17 protein-coding genes are annotated in these 17,632 nt (G+C 70.4%); 9 read left to right on the top strand and 8 right to left on the bottom strand.

Features of this window, described 5'->3' with window-relative positions:
* Positions 1-22: 22 nt before the first annotated feature.
* From BWI15_RS26090 to BWI15_RS26080, 3 genes are all read right to left on the bottom strand, one after another.
* A complete protein-coding gene (locus tag BWI15_RS26090; protein ID WP_077017059.1) occupies positions 23-571 on the bottom strand; it encodes a histidine phosphatase family protein in 549 nt (182 codons plus the stop codon).
* 55 nt (positions 572-626) lie between these two features.
* On the bottom strand, positions 627-1,244 hold the full coding sequence (locus tag BWI15_RS40210; RefSeq protein ID WP_237771466.1) for a hypothetical protein: 618 nt from the start codon (positions 1,242-1,244) through the stop codon (positions 627-629).
* A 192-nt stretch (positions 1,245-1,436) separates the two neighbouring features.
* Entirely contained in the window at positions 1,437-1,946 is a 510-nt protein-coding gene (locus BWI15_RS26080; protein ID WP_077017058.1) for a GNAT family N-acetyltransferase, read from the bottom strand.
* A gap of 336 nt (positions 1,947-2,282) precedes the next feature.
* On the opposite strand from BWI15_RS26080, the gene BWI15_RS26075 reads away from it, so the two are divergent.
* The 3 genes from BWI15_RS26075 to BWI15_RS26065 all read left to right on the top strand — a co-directional run bounded on the left by BWI15_RS26075 (position 2,283) and on the right by BWI15_RS26065 (position 6,445).
* Complete coding sequence (locus tag BWI15_RS26075) at positions 2,283-3,368, top strand: 3-deoxy-7-phosphoheptulonate synthase (protein WP_077017057.1); 1,086 nt, start codon at positions 2,283-2,285, stop codon at positions 3,366-3,368.
* A 196-nt stretch (positions 3,369-3,564) separates the two neighbouring features.
* On the top strand, positions 3,565-4,245 hold the full coding sequence (locus BWI15_RS26070; protein WP_143465820.1) for a hypothetical protein: 681 nt from the start codon (positions 3,565-3,567) through the stop codon (positions 4,243-4,245).
* Positions 4,246-4,369: 124 nt separating this feature from the next.
* Complete coding sequence (locus BWI15_RS26065; protein ID WP_077017055.1) at positions 4,370-6,445, top strand: phosphocholine-specific phospholipase C; 2,076 nt, start codon at positions 4,370-4,372, stop codon at positions 6,443-6,445.
* Positions 6,446-6,521: 76 nt separating this feature from the next.
* Here the strand turns inward: BWI15_RS26065 and BWI15_RS26060 are convergent, their stop codons facing one another.
* A complete protein-coding gene (locus BWI15_RS26060; protein WP_077017054.1) occupies positions 6,522-7,532 on the bottom strand; it encodes a LacI family DNA-binding transcriptional regulator in 1,011 nt (336 codons plus the stop codon).
* Positions 7,533-7,652: 120 nt separating this feature from the next.
* Between BWI15_RS26060 and BWI15_RS26055 the strand changes: the two genes are divergently transcribed.
* Genes BWI15_RS26055 through BWI15_RS26045 form a run of 3 tightly spaced genes read left to right on the top strand, consistent with a single transcriptional unit; the run spans position 7,653 to position 10,450 of the window.
* Positions 7,653-8,660, top strand: a complete 1,008-nt coding sequence (locus BWI15_RS26055; protein ID WP_077017053.1) for a substrate-binding domain-containing protein — start codon at positions 7,653-7,655, stop codon at positions 8,658-8,660.
* A 3-nt stretch (positions 8,661-8,663) separates the two neighbouring features.
* Positions 8,664-9,656 carry an ABC transporter permease gene (locus BWI15_RS26050; protein ID WP_077017052.1) on the top strand — a complete coding sequence of 331 codons (993 nt, stop codon included), beginning with the start codon at positions 8,664-8,666 and terminating at the stop codon, positions 9,654-9,656.
* The gene (locus BWI15_RS26045; protein WP_077017051.1) at positions 9,653-10,450 is read left to right on the top strand and encodes an ATP-binding cassette domain-containing protein; all 798 of its coding nucleotides are present in this window, start codon (positions 9,653-9,655) and stop codon (positions 10,448-10,450) included. The genes BWI15_RS26050 and BWI15_RS26045 overlap by 4 nt, the downstream gene beginning before the upstream one ends.
* Before the next feature lie 78 nt (positions 10,451-10,528).
* On the opposite strand, the gene BWI15_RS26040 is transcribed toward BWI15_RS26045, so the two are convergent.
* The 3 genes from BWI15_RS26040 to BWI15_RS26030 form a co-directional block, all read right to left on the bottom strand.
* Positions 10,529-10,786, bottom strand: a complete 258-nt coding sequence (locus BWI15_RS26040) for a hypothetical protein (protein WP_077017050.1) — start codon at positions 10,784-10,786, stop codon at positions 10,529-10,531.
* A 21-nt stretch (positions 10,787-10,807) separates the two neighbouring features.
* Positions 10,808-11,299, bottom strand: coding sequence for a Cys-tRNA(Pro) deacylase (gene ybaK / locus BWI15_RS26035; protein WP_077017049.1), 492 nt, complete (start codon positions 11,297-11,299; stop codon positions 10,808-10,810).
* Between the two features lie 149 nt (positions 11,300-11,448).
* Positions 11,449-12,102, bottom strand: a complete 654-nt coding sequence (locus BWI15_RS26030) for a helix-turn-helix transcriptional regulator (RefSeq protein ID WP_077017048.1) — start codon at positions 12,100-12,102, stop codon at positions 11,449-11,451.
* Between the two features lie 71 nt (positions 12,103-12,173).
* Between BWI15_RS26030 and folE the strand changes: the two genes are divergently transcribed.
* On the top strand, positions 12,174-12,803 hold the full coding sequence (gene folE, locus BWI15_RS26025; protein ID WP_077017047.1) for a GTP cyclohydrolase I FolE: 630 nt from the start codon (positions 12,174-12,176) through the stop codon (positions 12,801-12,803).
* Positions 12,804-12,980: 177 nt separating this feature from the next.
* On the opposite strand, the gene BWI15_RS26020 is transcribed toward folE, so the two are convergent.
* Entirely contained in the window at positions 12,981-13,301 is a 321-nt protein-coding gene (locus BWI15_RS26020) for a hypothetical protein (RefSeq protein WP_077017046.1), read from the bottom strand.
* 368 nt (positions 13,302-13,669) lie between these two features.
* Here BWI15_RS26020 and BWI15_RS26015 point away from each other — a divergent pair, with 368 nt between their 5' ends.
* Both BWI15_RS26015 and BWI15_RS26010 read left to right on the top strand, forming a co-directional pair.
* Positions 13,670-15,100, top strand: coding sequence for a 3' terminal RNA ribose 2'-O-methyltransferase Hen1 (locus tag BWI15_RS26015; protein WP_077017045.1), 1,431 nt, complete (start codon positions 13,670-13,672; stop codon positions 15,098-15,100).
* Positions 15,097-17,625, top strand: a complete 2,529-nt coding sequence (locus BWI15_RS26010) for a polynucleotide kinase-phosphatase (protein ID WP_077017044.1) — start codon at positions 15,097-15,099, stop codon at positions 17,623-17,625. The genes BWI15_RS26015 and BWI15_RS26010 overlap by 4 nt, the downstream gene beginning before the upstream one ends.
* Positions 17,626-17,632: the final 7 nt, after the last annotated feature.

The following is a 17,632-nucleotide window of genomic DNA, read 5'->3' as shown; positions in this document are numbered from 1 at the left end:
TCCGGCCGCCGGACGGCGGGAATCACTCGTCGTCAGCGGGATCGTAGCGGTAGTACTCGTGGGCGCCGTGGGCCACGTCGGGGGTGCCCGTGAGGGCCCGGATCACCATCGAGTGGGTGATCGCGAGCACCGGCCCGTCGGTGCTCGCGGTGTGCCGGGCGAAGGCGGCGCGGGCGCGTTCGCGGACTCCGGACAGCGGCTCCCACCGGCGCGGAATGCCGTCCGGCCACTCGCCGCCGTACTCGTCGAGCTCGGCCTGAGCCGCCCGTACGTCGGCGACGCCGCGCCACGAGCCGGTGCTGTCCGGGAGCCAGTCGCGCAGGTCGTAGTCGACCTTGACGCCGAGCGCGAGCCGGTGCCCGATGATCGCGGCGCTCTGCAGGGCCCGGGTGAACGGCGAGCTGACCAGGTACGTCGCGCCGATCCCGCTGAGCAGGTCGGCGACCGCCTCGGCCTGCTTGATGCCGTCGGGGCTGAGCGGAGCCGAGTCGGCGGCCATGCCCGGCCAGCCGCGGCCCTCCACCGGTGCGTAGTCGGGTGCCCCGTGCCGCACCAGGTAGATCTGGATCACGAGCTTGTTCTACCTGACTCGGCAGCTTCGCGTCGTCCGGTCCGTGGTGTCGCCGTCATCGCAGGTGCCGGGCGCCGGCCCAGCCGCGGGCGTGCCCACCGGGGTCCGCCCCGGGCGTCGGCGGCCGGATCGCGTGCTGGACGCCGAACAGCTGATCAAGCGCCGCGCGGTCCTCGTCCTCCGTGCCCGATTCGTCCTCGACCGGCGGTGACCAGCTGCCGGTCTTGCTGGGTGGTGTCCAGCTGTCGCCTGGGCTGGTCGGCGACCACCTGTCGCCCGCGCCGGGTGGTGACCAGCTGTCCGTTTGGCTGGCCGGTGACGCACTGCCGGCCTCGCTCGGCGCCGTCCCGCCGAGTGATGACGCGCTGTGGAACTCCTCGAGCGGTCTCGCGCCGCGTTGGCCGAGTGGGCGCCGGGGGTGCAATTCGGGCGGGTCCAACGGTGGGTGGGACTCCGTCCAGTCCTCCAGCCAGTGGACCTCGGTGGCGCCGTGGTGACCGTGCACGGCGAGCACCGAGTCGAGATCGGGCCAGACCGCCGTCGCGGGATTGTTGCCTCGCCACCGCAACGCGACCGACCCGTCGGTGAACACGCAACCCTCGGCGACCACGCCGGTCCCGGACACGCCGCTGAGGTCGCGGTGCCGAACCAGCTCGAACGTGCGAGGACTCACCACCGCGCACCGTCGCCGGCGTGCCGAACCAGACCCCCGAGCGGACTCGCCACCGTACTTCGACCCCTTACGCGCCTCGACGTCTTGTTGCGACCCTCAACGACGCATCGCCGGTCCCGGTTACTGGTGGGAACGTCGGCATCTCACCTCGTGATCGCTTCCGTCTCAGGTTGCCGACGGCACCGTTCGGCCTCAGCGGGTGGGACGGCGCATGAAGAGACGGTCGGCGGGCGCGAGACCGATCGCGGTCTCCTCCGCGCGGATCTCCAGGAGGCCGGGGGTGAGGTCTTCGTCGTCCAGCGGCCGGAAGCCCAGCCCCGCGTAGTACGGCGCGTTCCAGGCGACGTCCCGAAAGGTACTGAGGGTCAGCGCCGGCAGGCCCTGATCGACCGCCCAGGCGTCCACCGCGTCGATCAGGGCCCGGCCGAGGCCCTGCCGCTGGTGATCGGGGTGCACGCTGATCTGCTCGATGTGCGCCGCACCGTCGACCACCTTGACGAGCACAAACCCGACGGGCTGATCGTCGGTGTCGGCGGCAACCCACGCGCGCCCGGCGCGCTGATAGGACCGGAGCACATGCAGCGCGGGCGGATCGTGCTCGGCGATGTCGACCATGCCGATCTGCCGAAACAGGTCTCCGGCGGCCTTCTCGATGGCACGCAGGACCGGAAGGTCACCGGGAACAGCGAGTCTGATGGGCACCCGAGGAGACAACCACGAACCCGAACGGTCCGCCACGGGATTCCCCGCTGCAGGCGCCCCACGCGCGCCTCCGCACACTGCGCCCCGCCGTCCCGGCGGCGTCCCAAGGACCTGGACATCCCCGGCCCCCCGAACAGCGGGTGCTACGCTGATCCCGTGAAGCGTTGCTATTGGCGGTTTTTTGAGTGGCCGGCCCTGGTGCCGGGTGACTCAGCCGATCGCTGACGCCCCAACGCAGACACCCAGAGCCGGCTCGAGGCAAGGACATTCGTCCTTGCCTTTTCTCATGTCAGCCGGCGCTGGCCTCGGGTTCGGTCGCCGGCGGAAAGGTTCCCCGTGACGAACACCCAGACCCAGGCAGGCCCGTCCCCGGTCGTCGATCGCCGGATCGAGAAGACGGTCCCGCTGATCACGCCGCAGGCGCTGCACGACGAGCTGCCGCTGACCGACGACCTGGCCAAGGTCGTCGTCTCCGGCCGTGACGCCGTGGCCGACGTGCTGAACGGTGTGGACGACCGCCTGCTGGTCGTCGTCGGCCCGTGCTCGGTGCATGACGCCGACGCGGCGCTCGAGTACGCCGAGCGCCTGCGCCCGGTCGCGGAGCGGCTCTCCGACGGCCTGCTCGTGGTGATGCGCGTGTACTTCGAGAAGCCGCGCTCCACCCTGGGCTGGAAGGGCCTGATCAACGACCCCGGCCTGGACGGATCGGGTGACGTGAACTCCGGCCTGCGGATCGCCCGCAAGCTGCTGCTGGAGGTGCTCGCGCAGGGCCTGCCGGTCGGCTGTGAGTTCCTCGACCCGATCACCCCGCAGTACATCTCCGACACCGTCGGCTGGGGCGCGATCGGCGCCCGGACCGTCGAGTCGCAGGTGCACCGGCAGTTGTCGTCCGGCCTGTCGATGCCGATCGGGATGAAGAACCGCCCCGACGGCAGCATCTCCACCGCGGTCGACGCGATCAAGGCGGCCGCCGTCCCGCACGTGTTCACCGGTATCGCGCACGACGGTACGCCGGCGATCCTGCACACCCGCGGCAACCCGGACTGCCACCTCGTCCTGCGCGGCTCCGACTCCGGACCGAACTACGACGCCGAGTCCGTCGCCGGAGCGCAGGAGCTGCTGCGCAACGCCGGTCTGCCCGAACGGGTCGTCATCGACGCGAGCCACGGGAACTCCCGCAAGGACCACCGCCGCCAGCCGCAGGTCGCGGCAGAGATCGGCGCGCAGGTCGCCGCCGGGAACCGGGGCGTGGTCGGCGTGATGCTGGAGTCGTTCCTGGTCGAGGGCCGCCAGAACCTGACGCCGGGCGGCGAGCTCACCTACGGCCAGTCGATCACCGATGCGTGCCTGGGCTGGGACACCACCGTGCGGGTGCTCGAGGACCTTCGCGATGCGGCGCTGACCCGGCGTACCGCGAGCTGATCCACGGCGGCACGCGGCCTGTGGACAACTTTCCCCCGGTTCGGTGCATCGTAGAAATGGTGAATATTGCCAGAATGCAGAAGCTGTTATTTCCGGTGATATAAAACTTTTTTCGCACTAACTATCTCCAGGAATATGTGTTGTACTGCGGGGGTTGCCCGGCGACGGTGCCGGGCGACTTTCGAGGGGATATATTGTGCGTATCACGAAGAAGGCAGTAGCAGGCATTTCGGCGCTGGCGCTGGCCGGGGGTGGCGGTGTTCTGATGATGTCGTCGGCCGACGCGGCCGAGGCTCCGGCCCCGGCGGCGCGCGACGCCGCGGCGTCGATCCCGAACACCAAGGGCGCGGTGACCAACTGGCACCTCGGCAAGGGCAGCGTGTACGGCGACAACCTCGGCCCGGGCATGGTCCAGTGGTTCACGACCGTGTACGACGGCAGCGTGCACATGAAGGGCCTGGACGCCGACCTGAAGGCGAAGATCAGCAAGCCGGGCATCACCGACCTGGAGTCGGACAGCCCGTACCCCGGCGCCACGCAACTGGGTGACAACGCCGGCCAGGGCGCGAACTCGACCGTGAAGTTCAAGGGCGACAACGGCGCCACGCTGCAGCGCGCCTGGGTCCAGTGCGCGGCCGGCAAGACGGCGCTCGGCGGCGGGTACCAGCGCGCCGACGAGGGCGTGGCAGCGATCAAGAACCTCCAGATCGTCAGCTCGTCGGCCATGCAGATCGCGGACGGCGAAGAGGTCTACAAGCCGATCGCCGGCGACAAGGCCGGCTCGGTCAAGCCGAACGCCTGGCTGGTCGAGGGCTTCAACAACGGGACCACCGACCTGGTCGTGCGCCCGACCGTGGTCTGCGCGAACATCGGCTGATCACTCGCACCTGCTGAAAGCCCCGGCCGCGCGCGGTGGCCGGGGCTTTCGGCGTACCGCCGTTCTTCACCGGGCGGTGCCGAACTGTTCACCCCGGCGGATTTCCCTGCTCTAATCTGCGGCCATGACTGAGATTTCCCGCCGTCTCGTCCTGGGGTCCGCGGCCGGTGGCGCAGCGCTGTCGCTGTTGCCGCCGTCGCTGCACACCGCCATGGCGCAACCGCTCCGCAAGGGTGGTCTGCAGGCCGTCGAGCACGTGATCGTGCTGATGCAGGAGAACCGTTCCTTCGACCACTACTTCGGCACGCTGCGCGGTGTCCGCGGCTTCGGTGACCGCCGGCCGCTGCGGCTGCGCAACGGCAAGTCCGTGTTCCACCAGCCGACCGCGGCCGGGGGCGAGGTGCTGCCGTTCTCGATCCGGAAGGCCGCCGCGGCCGCGGGGCGCGACGCCGGCGACATCCAGTACCTCGGCGACCTGCCGCACGGGTTCTCCGACGCCACCCAGGCCTGGGGCAACGGCTGGAACGACGACTGGGTCGCGGCCAAGACCGCCGCGTCGATGACCCACTACGAGCGCCGCGACATCCCGCTGCAGTACGAGCTGGCCGAGACCTTCACGATCTGCGACGCCTACCACTGCTCGGTCAACGGCTCGACCAACCCGAACCGCAACTACCTGTGGTCCGGCACGACCGGCTACGAGCCCGGTACGGCGAACCGCGCGGTCACCAACGCGGCGTACAACTACGCGCACGCCGGCTACGACTGGACGTCGTACCCGGAGCGGCTGGAGCGGGCGGGCGTGTCCTGGCAGATCTACCAGGAGTGGGACAACTTCACCGACAACGCGGTCGAGTACTTCAAGACCTTCAAGGACATCGGGCGGCGGATCCTGGCCTCCGTTCCGGGCGGCTACCGGACCACCGAAGAGTTCTACGACAAGCTGTTCGCGAAGACGCCGCAGGACCGGGCGCTCGCGCTGCAGCAGCTGGACGCGGCGGTCGCGAAGCTGCCCAAGAAGGACCAGAAGCTGTTCCGGCAGGCGATGTTCCGGTCGGAGCCGGAGTCGCTGGTACCGCGGCTGCGGGCCGACATCAAGTCCGGCAAGCTGCCGCAGGTCAGCTGGCTGGTGCCGTCGGCGATCGACTCCGAGCACCCGGGCTCGTCGACGCCGGTCGGCAGCGCGAACCTGGTCTACGACATCCTCGACGCGATCGCCGAGGACCCCGAGGTCTGGTCGAAGACCGTGCTGCTGATCAACTTCGACGAGAACGACGGGTACTTCGACCACGTCCCGCCGCCGGTCGCGCCGCGGCCGGCGTCCGGCAACGACGACGACTGGTTCAACGGCAAGCCGATCGGGCTCGGCCCGCGGGTGTCGATGACGGTGGTGTCGCCGTGGACGATCGGCGGGCACGTGAACTCGCAGGTGTTCGACCACACGTCGGTGATCCGGTTCCTGGAGACGTGGACCGGGGTGCGGGAGCCGAACATCAGCGCCTGGCGGCGGACGGCGTGCGGCGACTTGACGTCGGCGTTCGACTTCTACCGTGCGTACCGGCAGCCGTCGGTGGACAAGCCGGGCGCGGTGCCGGCGCCGATCGCGCGGTGGAAGCCGACGCCGCCGGTCGACCAGGCGGTGCCGGTCCAGGAGCCGGGTCGCCGGCCCGCTCGGGCGTTGCCGTATCAGCCGGGTGTTTCCGGGGCGGTTGCTGACGGCATCCTCTCTCTTCGGCTGCGCAACGAGGGCAAAGCGGCTGCGCATTTCGCTGTCTATCCTTACGCCGGTGAGCTGGCCGCGCCGGAGCACCTCGACGTGCGGTCGAGCGAGCTGCTGCCGATCGAGGTGTCCGGGCCGTTCGAGATCGCTGTGCAGGGACCGAACCGCTTCTGGGTCGAGCTGGCCGGCACCACCGAGGGGCTTGCCGCTGGGCTTGACGTTCGGCTGGAGGTTGCCGGTGGCACGTTGCATGTGGAGTTGGTCAACCATGGCACGAAGCCTTTGACCGTCAAGCTCAAGGCGACGGGCTACGGTTCGCGGACGGTTACGCAGCAGTTGCGTGGCAAGCAGACGAAGTCGTTGCCTTGGTCAACGGATCGTGGGTGGTACGACCTCGAGGTGACTGCCGCGGAGGATTCGACGTACCGGCGGCGGCTCACTGGGCATGTCGAGACCGGCCGCCCCGGTGTGACTGGCTGACCCCAGAGACAGAGTTGGCATCAGCTACAGGCGGCGAGAATGCGGCTGGGTACGCCGCCTGTGGTTGATGACCAGGTCAGGTTTTCGCGGGGCAGCCGCAGGACTCGCGGTGCATGATTTCGGCGGGGAGGCGCACGGTCTGCGGGGGCGCGTCGGGATCGTGCATGCGGCGCAGCAGGAGTTGCACGGCGCGGGCTCCGATGGCGGTGGAGGGTTGGGCGACGGTGGTGAGGCCGGGGCTGAACAGGTCGGCCCAGGCGAAGTCGTCGAAGGCGGCCACGGCCAGGTCGCGGGGGACTTTGATGCCGGCGGCCCGCAAGGCGGCCAGGGTGCCGATCGTCATGTTGTTGTTCGCGGCAAAGACCGCGGTCGGTGGATCGGGCAGGTCGAGCAGCGCGAGGGTGGCTTTGCGGCCGCCTTCGCTGGTGGAGGCGCCGTCGACGATCAGCGTGGGGTCGACGGCGAGCTCGGCGCGCTGGTGGGCGAGGTGGTAGCCGCGGAGGCGTTCGGCGCTGGTCGACAGCCCGGGGATGCCGGCGACGAGACCGATGCGGCGGTGGCCGAGTGCGATCAGGTGGTCGACGACGGCCGCGGTGGACGCCTCGTTCTCGACGCCGACCTGGTCGGCGCGCAGGTCGGGGTCGATGCGGTCGACCACGACGTACGGGATCGGGCGGTCGCGCAGCAGCGGCAGGGTCAGGTCGCGCCAACCGTCGGCGGGCGCGATGACCAGGCCCTCGATGTGGTGCGCGAGCAGGTTCGCGATCGCGGCCGACTCGTGCCGGGCGTCGTCGCGGGTGTCGACGATGATCAGGTTCAGGCCGGCCCGGGTGGCCTCGCCGTCGATGCCCTGGATGAGTTCCACCCAGTACGGATTGGATGCCGCGGTCAGGGCCAGCCCGATCGTCTGGTTCGAGCCCGCCGCCAGTGAGCGTGCGATCGGGTGGTGCTGGTAGCCGAGCAGGCGCATCGCGTGCAGCACGCGCTCCCGGGTCTTCGGCGCGACCAGCCGGGTCCCGTTGACGACGTGCGAGACCGTGCTCACCGATACGCCGGCCGCGCGGGCGACCTCGGTCATCGTGACCATCCGTCGAATCGTCGTCGCCGAGTGTGCTTTGCGCAAGGCTTTGCGCAAAGGCTGCGGCGGCCCTCGGGCGGGGTCTAGCTTCGCGATTCAACCCGCCCGTTCCGAACCCCTGGAGGGCCGATGTCCCGCTCCAGCACCCTGACCGCCTGCCTGGTCACCACCGCCCTGCTCGGCACCGCCGGCTGTACGGCGACCAAGTCCGGCAGCGACTCCGGTGGCGACAGTTCCGGCCCGGTCAAGATCGGCCTGGTCACCAAAACCGACACCAACCCGTACTTCGTCAAACTGCGCGAGTCGGCCAAGGCGCACGCGGCCACGAAAGACGCCGAGGTGATCGCGGTGGCCGGCAAGTTCGACGGCGACAACGAGGGCCAGGTCGCCGCGATCGAGAACCTGGTCCAGCAGGGCGTGAAGGGCATCCTGATCACGCCGAGCAACTCCACCGGCATTCTCGGCGCGCTCAAGCAGGCCAAGGACAAGGGCGTACTGGTGATCGCCCTGGACACCGAGACCGACCCGAAGGAAGCCGTCGACGCGACGTACGCGACCAACAACGTCACGGCAGGCGAGCTGCAGGGCAAGTACATCAAGGCGACGCTCGGCCAGACCCCGCCGCGGTTACTGCTGATGGACGGTACGCCGGGCGGCACGGTCGACGAGCAACGTCACCGCGGTTTCCTCCAGGGCATGGGCCTCAAGGACGGCGACCCGGCGATCCTCGGTGCGGCGCCGACCAACGGCGACCAGAACAAGGCGCAGGCCGCGATGGAGAACCTGCTCCAGCGCGACGCCAGCGTGAACGCCGTCTACACGCTGAACGAACCGGCCGCACGCGGAGCGGTGGCGGCACTCACCGCGAAGGGTCTGGCCGGTAAGGTCGCGGTCGGCTCGATCGACGGTGGTTGCCAGGGAGTCGCCGACGTGAAGGCCGGCAAGTACCTGGCGACGGTGATGCAGTTCCCGAAGAAGATGGCCGAGCAGGGTGTCGACGCGGTGGTTGCCTTCAGCAAGGATGGGACGAAGCCGAGCGGATTTCAGGACACCGGCGCGCAGCTGATCACCGACAAGCCGCTGCCCGGCCTCGACAGCAAGGACACCGCGTGGGGTGCCCAGAACTGCTGGGGTTAGGAGATGGCCAACTCCACCGCGACGGCCGGTCCGCTGCGTAACCGCACGGCTGAAGCGTTCCTGCACAACCCCGCGCTCGGTCCGCTGGGCGCATTGGTGGTCGCGATCGTCGTGTTCTCGGTGACCACCAGCACGTTCCTGACCGTCGACAACCTGTCGCTGGTCGTCCAGCAGTCGCTGGTGGTCGCCACGCTGGCGCTCGGCCAGACGCTGATCGTGCTGACCAGCGGGATCGATCTGGCGAACGCCGCGATCATGGTGCTCGGCACGATGTTGTTCGCCCGGCTGGTGACCGAGGGGAGCAGCCCGGTGCTCGCGCTGGTGGTCGGGTTCGTCGTCTGCGCCGCGCTCGGCGGGGTGTCGGGCGGGCTGGTGACCTGGCTGAACCTGCCGCCGTTCATCGTCACGCTCGGCATGCTGACCGTCGTACTGGCGGCTGGGCGGTTGTACTCGCAGGGCAACTCGTGGCCGGTCACCGATCCGGTGCTCGGGCTGCTGGGCGAGGGCGGGTACCTGTTCGGCCAGGTCAGGGTGACGCACGGGATGACGCTGGCGGTCGTGATGTTCGCGCTGGTCTGGTACGCGCTGACGCAGACCTCCTGGGGCAAACACGTGTATGCCCTGGGCAACGACCCGGAGGCGGCCCGGCTGACGGGGATCCACGTCGGGCGGACCCGGTTCAGCGTCTACCTGATCGCCGGCGTGATCTACGCGTTCGCGGCCTGGCAGGCACTCGGCCGGATCCCGAACGCGGACCCGAACGCCTTCCAGACCGGCAACCTGGACAGCATCACCGCGGTCGTGATCGGCGGGACCAGCCTGTTCGGCGGCCGGGGCAGCGTGCTCGGCACGGTGGTCGGAGCGCTGATCGTCGCGGTGTTGCGCAGCGGCCTCACCCAGGCCGGGATCGACAGCCTCTACCAGGACGTCGCGACCGGCGTACTGGTGATCGCGGCCGTCGCCTTCGACCAGCTCGCCCGCCGGAGGTCCCGATGAGCACGCCCGCACTCCAGGCCCGCGGCCTGGTCAAACGCTACGGCCGCGTGACCGCGCTCGACGGCGCCGACTTCGACCTGTACGCCGGGGAGGTGCTGGCCGTCGTCGGTGACAACGGTGCCGGCAAGTCGAGCCTGATCAAGGCGCTGTCCGGGGCGCTGGTCCCGGACGACGGCACGATCCTCCTGGACGGTGCGGAGACCCGGTTCCACTCGCCGCTGGACGCGCGGCGGGCCGGGATCGAGACCGTGCACCAGACGCTGGCGCTCGCCCCGGCGATGGACATCGCGGCGAACCTGTTCCTCGGGCGCGAGCTGCGCCGGCCGGGCCCGCTCGGCGGCGTGCTGCGGCTGCTGGACAAGCCGGCGATGCGGCGGCAGGCGCAGGAACAGCTCGATGCCCTGGGCATCGAGACCGTGCAGCACATCGGGCAGATCGTGGAGACCCTGTCGGGTGGTCAGCGGCAGGCGGTCGCGGTGGCCCGGGCGGCGATGTTCGGCAGCCGGATGGTGATCATGGACGAACCGACGGCCGCGCTCGGCGTCAAGGAGTCGCGGCTGGTGCTCGACCTGATCCGCCGGATCCGCGATCGTGGGCTGCCGGTGGTGCTGATCAGCCACGACATGCCACAGGTGTTCGAGCTGGCGGACCGGATCCACATCCACCGGCTGGGCCGGCGTGCCGCGGTGGTCCGGCCGGGCGACGCGTCGATGAGCCAGGTGGTGTCGCTGATGACCGGCGCGCTGCGGATCGGCGAGGACGGTGCGCCGCCGGATGTCTCGGGGGCGGAGTGACGGAGCCGCGCCGGGTCTCGCGGGAGTGGCGCCGTGCCGGGTGTCGCCGGAGCGGACTGGCGAAGCGTTCGGGCAATCTCAGGCGAAGTTGGGTGGGCCTTCGAGCCGGCGCTGGATCTCCTCGATGTCCTCGCGGGTGAGCTGACCGAGGATCCGGGCCGCCGAGACGACCGCGAGGGTGTTGTCCTGGTCGCGCGGTTCGGGATCGGTCTTCTCGTCCTCGAACGGCCAGGACGCGACCGCCGACAGCATCTCATCGCGGTCGACGAAGCCGGCGGCGTACAGCTCGAGGAAACCGCGCAGCGACGGTGTGGTCTCGATGTTGGGGTCGTCCATGCCGGCAGGCTCCTCGTCAGGTCAGCGGGCGATCGGCGCGGTCCGGGCGGCGGTGACGGTGATCAGGTCCGCCGGTGACAGCCCGAGGTCGAGACCCCGGCGGCCGCCGGAGACGTAGACGGTGGCGTGTTCGGTCGCGGAGGTGTCGACGACGGTCGGCAGCCGGCGCTTCTGGCCGATCGGGCTGATCCCGCCCACGACGTACCCGGTGGTGCGCTCGGCGGCGGCCGGGTCGGCCATCACCGCCTTCTTGCCGTTCAGGGCGGCGGCGACGGCCTTGAGGTCGAGCTGCCGATCCACCGGTACGACGCCGACGGCGAGCTTGCCGTCGACTTCGACGAGCAGCGTCTTGAACACCTGGACCGGGTCGAGGCCGAGCGCTTCGGCGGCTTCCAGCCCGTAGGACTTCGCCGCCGGGTCGTGCTCGTAGGCGTGCGTGGTGAACGGCAACCCGGCTTTGGTCAGCGCGACGGTCGCCGGGGTGCCTGCTGCGGTGTGCTTGGTCTTCGCCACTCTGACGAGCCTAGCTGTCGCGGGGCGTGGAGGGGTGCAGGTGAGGGAAGGAAAGCGGAGGGGAAGGGGCCGGGGGTGCGGCGGCAGCGCTGCTGGGTCAGCGGCTGGCCGTGACGGTGAGGCGACGCCGGTGGGCGAGTGGATGCGTGTCAGGCAGCCGGGTGGGGGAGGAGGCGGACGCAGCAGTGGTCCGGGGTGGGGTGGAGTTCGGCCTGGAGGCCGGCGGCCGGGCGGGCGGCGAGCGCACCCTCGACCAGGTGCAGCGTCATCGTGCAGACCAGGGCGGGGTATTCCTTGGCCAGTGCGCGGAACGGGCAGTTGGACAGGGCGATCGTGTCGCCTTCGGGGTGAGGCTCGAAGCCCTGGCTCGCGAGCACCTCATCGACGGACTGGCCGGGGAGGGCTTCGCCGTAGGCGCGAGCCCGGCGTGCGAGGGCCTGCCGGGCCGACCCGCCGGACGAATCGGCGTCCTCGATGGCGCCGGCGAGGAGATGCCCCGCGACGGCGTACTGGCGCTCGGGCAGGGAGATCTCGATCTCGGCGTCGGAGCGGCGGTAGAGCTTCGCGGGGCGGCCGGCGCCGGGACCGGTGCGGCCCGTACGGCGAGCATGGACGACGGCGAGCAGACCCTCGGCCGCGAGCTTGTCGAGGTGGAAGGCGGCGGTGTTGCGCGGGATCGCCAGGGCCGCGGCCGCGTCGTCGCGGCTCACCGGCTCGGCGGCTGCGACGACGTACTCGTACAGGCGCCGCCGGGTCGGTTCGTCCAGCGCGGCGACCGCTTGCAGGTTGGCCTGTCGGTCCACGGGATGATTCTATCTCCAACTTTGGTTGACGAAACAGTAAGCTGAGCGTCTTCGATCACCAGGAGGGGCGCATGACGATCCAGACCGAGCTCGCCGAACCGGCCACGGCAGGACCGGCCAAACTGCACGTCGTGGGCGGCCGCCCGGAGATCGACCTGCCGGCCGCGGAACGCGCGGTGGCCGACCTGCTGGTCGCGCTGGGTCGCGACCCGCTCAGCGCCCACCTGGCCGACACGCCCCGCCGGGTCGCCCACGCGTACGCCGAGATGCTGACGCCGCGCGAGTTCGACCTGACCACGTTCCCCAACGACGAGGGGTACGACGAGCTGGTGCTGGCCCGGGACATCCCGGTGCAGTCGCTGTGCGAGCACCACATGCTGCCGTTCCAGGGCGTCGCGCACGTCGGCTACCTGCCGGGCGACCGGATCCTCGGCTTGTCCAAGCTGGCGCGCGTGGTGGAACTGTTCGCTCGCGACCTGCAGGTTCAGGAGCGGCTGACCAAGCAGGTCGCCGACTGGCTGCAGGGCCATCTCGCGCCGAAGGGCGTCGGCGTGGTGATCGAGGCCGAGCACCAGTGCATGTCGTTGCGCGGCGTTCGCGCGACCGGCTCGACGACGGTGACGTCGGCCGTGCACGGCACGCTGCGCGACAACCCGGCGTCCCGCCAGGAGTTCTTCGCGCTGACCGGCCTCGCGGCTTGATCACCGATCTCCACCACTGATCAAGCACCTGCCGACGGCCGGTACGGGCCCGAGTTGAGCGTGGGACCGCGCAGCGCCGGGAGGTTGGTCGGTGGTGGGCGTCGACCCGTCGAGCGGTAGCGCCCGAGCGGCGACGCTACTCGGCACCCTCTCGTCGAGCGGCTGCAGCTCCGTGCGTCAGGCGGTCGCGACCGCCGGCGGGTGGTGGGTGAGCCGGCCGGTGGCCAGGATGTGCGCGACCTCGCCGGGCAGCAGGTCGGTGCCGGGCACGGTCTCCATCTCGGAGACGTCCAGCCAGCGGACCACGGTGGCGCCGCAGTGGCCGTGCACGGCGAGGATCGAGTCGATGTCCGGCCAGATCGCGGTCGACGGGTTCGCGCCGTGCCAGCGCAGCGCCACCGAGCCGTCGGTGAACACGCAGCCTTCGGCCACCACTCCGGTGCCGGAGACGCCGCTGACGTCGGTGAAACGGACGAGTTCGAAGGTCTGGGGTTTCACCGGCGGACCTCTGCGGTCGCGGTGGCCGGGCGGCCTGAGGGAGCTGTAACCATGGTCCTTTCCCCGGATCGGGCGTGGGTGGGTACTCGCCACAAACCGGGGACAAGTACGGACTGTCAGCGGGGAAGGACGGTCTGTAGCGACGCATCTTCTGCTCAACAAGCTAGAACCAAACCGGCCGAACGCGCCAGAGGTGCGCGCGCGTGTCTCAGTAATCGATCCGGGCCTGCCCGGCAGCTGGAAAGTCTCCGCCGGCGGGTTTCGGGCGGCGCCGGCGGGAGAGTCGGGCTGCTCCTGACAAACCGCGCGGTAGTTGCTCTGGACAAATACAGCGGCCCGGAGGACGGTTCGCGTGGTCGAATGAGCCGGTGTTCCTGACCATCGCCACCACGTCCAGCGGTCTCGGCGCCCCGGCGGCCGAGCTCGGCTTCCTGCTGCACAAGAACCCCGCGCGACCGCAGTCCCTCGAGGTCGCGGGCGGGGTCGCGCACGTGATCTACCCGGAGGCGACAGACCAGGCCTGTACGGCGGCGGTGCTGCTTGAGGTGGATCCGATCGCGCTGGTCCGGTCAGGAAAAGGGCGCGCTGCCGAGGGGTTCACGCTCGGGCAGTACGTGAACGATCGCCCGTACGCCGCCTCCAGCCTGCTCGCGGTCGCGCTCGGCAAGCTGTTCCGGACGGCGATGAACGGGCGGTGCGACGCGCGGCCCGAGCTGGCCGCGCGGGCGATCGAGCTCGACCTGCACGTCCCGGCGCTGCCGTGCAGCGGCGGACCGGCGCTCGCCGAGCGGCTCTTCGGTCCGCTCGGCTGGTCCGTCGACGCGCGCCCGGTGCCGCTCGACCCGGAGATCCCCGAGTGGGGCGACTCCCGGTACGTCGACCTGCGGCTGCACGGGACTCTGCGGCTGGCTGACGCGCTCAACCACCTGTACGTGCTGCTGCCGGTCCTGGACGACGCCAAGCACTACTGGGTCGGCTCGGACGAGGTCGACAAGCTCGTCCGAGCTGGCGAGGGCTGGCTCGGCGCCCACCCGGAGAAGGACCTGATCAGCCGCCGCTACCTGGCGCACCGCCGGAACCTGTCGGATGCGGCGCTGGAACGGCTGACCGAGGCCGATGGCGAGACGCTGCCCGACGAGGTCCAGGTCGAGGCCGGAGACGACACCGCGACGGGCGAGGCGCGCGTCGCGCTGGCGGTTGAGCGGCGGCAAACCGTGCTCGGCGTCGTACGGGAGTTGCGTGGGCGGCGGGTGGCTGATCTCGGGTGTGGCGAAGGGGCGTTGGTGGGGGAGCTGCTGAAGGTCGGGGAGATCGATCAGGTACTGGCGTGTGATGTCTCGGCTCGGGCGCTGGATCGGCTGGAGCGGCGGTTGCACGTGCGGGAGATGTCGGATCGGCAGCGGGAGCGGCTCCGGGTGTTCCAGTCGTCGGTGACGTACGCCGACGCGCGGCTGGCCGGGGTCGACGTCGCCGTGCTGATGGAGGTGGTCGAACACGTGGATCAGCCGCGACTGCCGGCGCTGGCTCAGGCGGTGTTCGGCGCTGCGCAGCCGGGCGCCGTGGTGGTGACGACGCCGAACTCGGAGTACAACGTGCGGTTCGAGAAGCTCCCGGCCGGGGCCTTCCGGCACCCGGACCACCGGTTCGAGTGGACGCGGGCTGAGTTCAGGGCGTGGGCCGACGGGGTCGCGGCCAGGTTCGGGTACGGCGTGGAGTACCGCTCCGTCGGACCGGATGACCCGGAGGTCGGGCCGCCGACGCAGCTCGCGGTGTTCCGGCGGACGGAGGGTGCGGCATGAGCACGATCGGCATTCCCGCGCTGAGCCTCGTCGTACTGGTCGGCGCCAGTGGGTCCGGCAAGTCGACGTTCGCGCGGCGGCACTTTCTCGGTACCGAGGTGATCTCCAGCGACGTGTGCCGTGGGCTGGTGTCCGACGACGAGAACGACCAGGCGGCGACCAAGGACGCGTTCGAGGTGCTGCACTTCATCGCCGGCAAGCGGCTCGCGGCCGGGCGGCTGACGGTGATCGACGCGACCAACGTGCAGCCCGAGGCGCGGCGGGAGCTGGTGGCGCTGGCGCGCGAGCACGACGTACTGCCGGTGGCGATCGTGCTCGATCCGCCGGAGAAGGTCTGCGTGGAGCGGAACGCGGCGCGGCCGGATCGGCAGTTCGGGTCGAAGGTGGTGGTGCGGCAGCGGTCGCAGCTGCGGCGGGGGCTGAAGAGTCTCAAGCGCGAGGGCTTCCGTGGGGTGCACGTGCTGACGACGGTGGAGGAGATCGACGCCGTCGAGATCGAGCGGACGAAGCTGTTCAACGACCTGACGGATCAGACGGGTCCGTTCGACATCATCGGGGACATCCACGGGTGCCGGGCGGAGTTGGAGCAGCTGCTCACTGAGTTGGACTACACGATTTCCAGAGACGACCGAGGCCGTGCTGTGGATGCAAGGTCGGTCAACGGTAGAAGAGTGGTGTTCGTCGGCGACCTCGTGGACCGTGGGCCCGACACCCCCGGCGTGCTCCGGCTGGTGATGGGGATGGTTGCTTCCGGCAACGCCTACTGCGTGCCGGGCAACCACGAGGACAAGCTGCTGCGGGCCCTGCGGGGCAAGAACGTCAAGGTCAGTCACGGGCTCGAGGAGTCGTTGGCTCAGCTGGCGGAGGAGCCCGAGGAGTTCCGGCGGCAGGTGGAGCAGTTCGTCGACGGGCTGGTCTCGCATTACGTGTTCGACGGCGGCAAGCTGGTGGTCTCGCACGCGGGACTGGTCGAGCGGATGCACGGGCGCGCCTCCGGCCGGGTGCGCGCCTTCTGCCTGTACGGCGAAACGACGGGCGAGACCGACGAGTTCGGCCTGCCCGTGCGCTACCCGTGGGCCCAGGACTACCGCGGACGCGCGATGGTGGTCTACGGACACACCCCGACGCCGGAGCCGGAGTGGATCAACAACACGACCTGCCTCGACACCGGCTGCGTCTTCGGCGGCGCGCTGACGGCGCTGCGCTATCCCGAGCGCGAGCTGGTCGCCGTACAGGCTGCTGAGGAGTACTACGCGCCGGCCAAACCCCTGCACGTCCCGAGTGCTCCGGCGCGGGAGCCCGACGGGCTCGACATCACCGACGTCACCGGCCGGCGGGTGATCGAGACCGCGACGCACGGCCGGCTCAGTGTGCGGGCCGAGCAGGCCGGGGCGGCGCTGGAGGTGATGAGCCGGTTCGCGATCGATCCGCGGTTCCTGCTGTACCTGCCGCCGACGATGAGCCCGGTCGGGACCTCGCCGGAGCCCGGGCTGCTGGAGCACCCGCGGCAGGCGTTCGAGGCGTACCAGGCGCAGGGCGTAACCGACCTCGTCTGCGAGGAGAAGCACATGGGGTCGCGCGCGGTCGTGCTCGTCACGCGCGACGACGACGTCGCGCTGCAGCGGTTCGGTCTGGCCGGTCGCGGCGCTGTGCACACCCGGACGGGACGGTCGTTCTTCGGCCCGGAGCTGACCGGCGAGCTCCTGCTCCGGCTGCGCGAGGTCGTCGACGCCGCGGGACTGTTCGACGAGCTGGAGACCTCCTGGCTGCTGCTCGACGCCGAGCTGCTGCCGTGGAGCGCGAAGGCCGGCGACCTGCTCCGCGACCAGTACGCCGCGGTCGGCGCCGCCGCCCGTACGTCGTTGCCTGCAGCAACCTCCGCGCTGGTGTCGGCACAGGCGGCCGGACTCGACGTCGGCGACCTGCTCGCGCGCACCGAGCGCCGTACGGCGAACGCGGAACTGTTCAGCGCCGCCTATCGCCGGTACTGCTGGCCGACGGACGGGCTGGACGGCGTACGGGTGGCGCCGTTCCAGGTGCTCGCGTCGGAGGGTGCGACGTACCACGACCGGCCGCATGCCTGGCACCTCGGGATCGCCGACCGGTTGGTTGCCGAGGGCCCCTCGCTGTTCACGCCGACGCGGCGGCTGTTCGTCGACGAGACGTCGTGGGCCGAAGGAATCGCGTGGTGGGAGGAACTCACCGGAGCCGGTGGTGAGGGCATGGTGGTGAAGCCGGCCGCGAACCTGGTCCGGACCGGCAAAGGCCTGGCGCAGCCGGGGCTGAAGGTGCGCGGGCAGGAGTACCTGCGCATCATCTACGGCCCCGACTACACCGAGCCGGCCAACTTCGAGCGCCTGCGGAACCGGAACCTCGGCCACAAACGCTCGCTCGCGCTGCGCGAGTACGCCCTCGGTCTCGAGTCCCTCGAACGCGCAGCCCGCGGCGAACCGCTCTGGCGCATCCACGAGTGCGTCTTCGCCGTACTCGCCCTGGAGTCCGAGCCGGTCGATCCGCGCCTCTAGGCCGGCA

It is taken from the genome of Kribbella sp. ALI-6-A (assembly GCF_001984195.1).
Taxonomy (GTDB): Bacteria; Actinomycetota; Actinomycetes; order Propionibacteriales; family Kribbellaceae; genus Kribbella.
Note: the sequence above shows the minus strand (reverse complement) of the source record. Positions and strands in the feature narration are given on the sequence as shown.

Coding starts and splice junctions, on each gene's coding strand:
- BWI15_RS26065 (WP_077017055.1), top strand. CDS start 4,370: ATGACTGAGATTTCCCGCCGTCTCGTCCTGGGGTCCGCGGCCGGTGGC.
- BWI15_RS26060 (WP_077017054.1), bottom strand. CDS start 7,532: ATGGTCACGATGACCGAGGTCGCCCGCGCGGCCGGCGTATCGGTGAGC.
- BWI15_RS26055 (WP_077017053.1), top strand. CDS start 7,653: ATGTCCCGCTCCAGCACCCTGACCGCCTGCCTGGTCACCACCGCCCTG.
- BWI15_RS26050 (WP_077017052.1), top strand. CDS start 8,664: ATGGCCAACTCCACCGCGACGGCCGGTCCGCTGCGTAACCGCACGGCT.
- BWI15_RS26045 (WP_077017051.1), top strand. CDS start 9,653: ATGAGCACGCCCGCACTCCAGGCCCGCGGCCTGGTCAAACGCTACGGC.
- BWI15_RS26040 (WP_077017050.1), bottom strand. CDS start 10,786: ATGGACGACCCCAACATCGAGACCACACCGTCGCTGCGCGGTTTCCTC.
- folE (WP_077017047.1), top strand. CDS start 12,174: ATGACGATCCAGACCGAGCTCGCCGAACCGGCCACGGCAGGACCGGCC.
- BWI15_RS26010 (WP_077017044.1), top strand. CDS start 15,097: ATGAGCACGATCGGCATTCCCGCGCTGAGCCTCGTCGTACTGGTCGGC.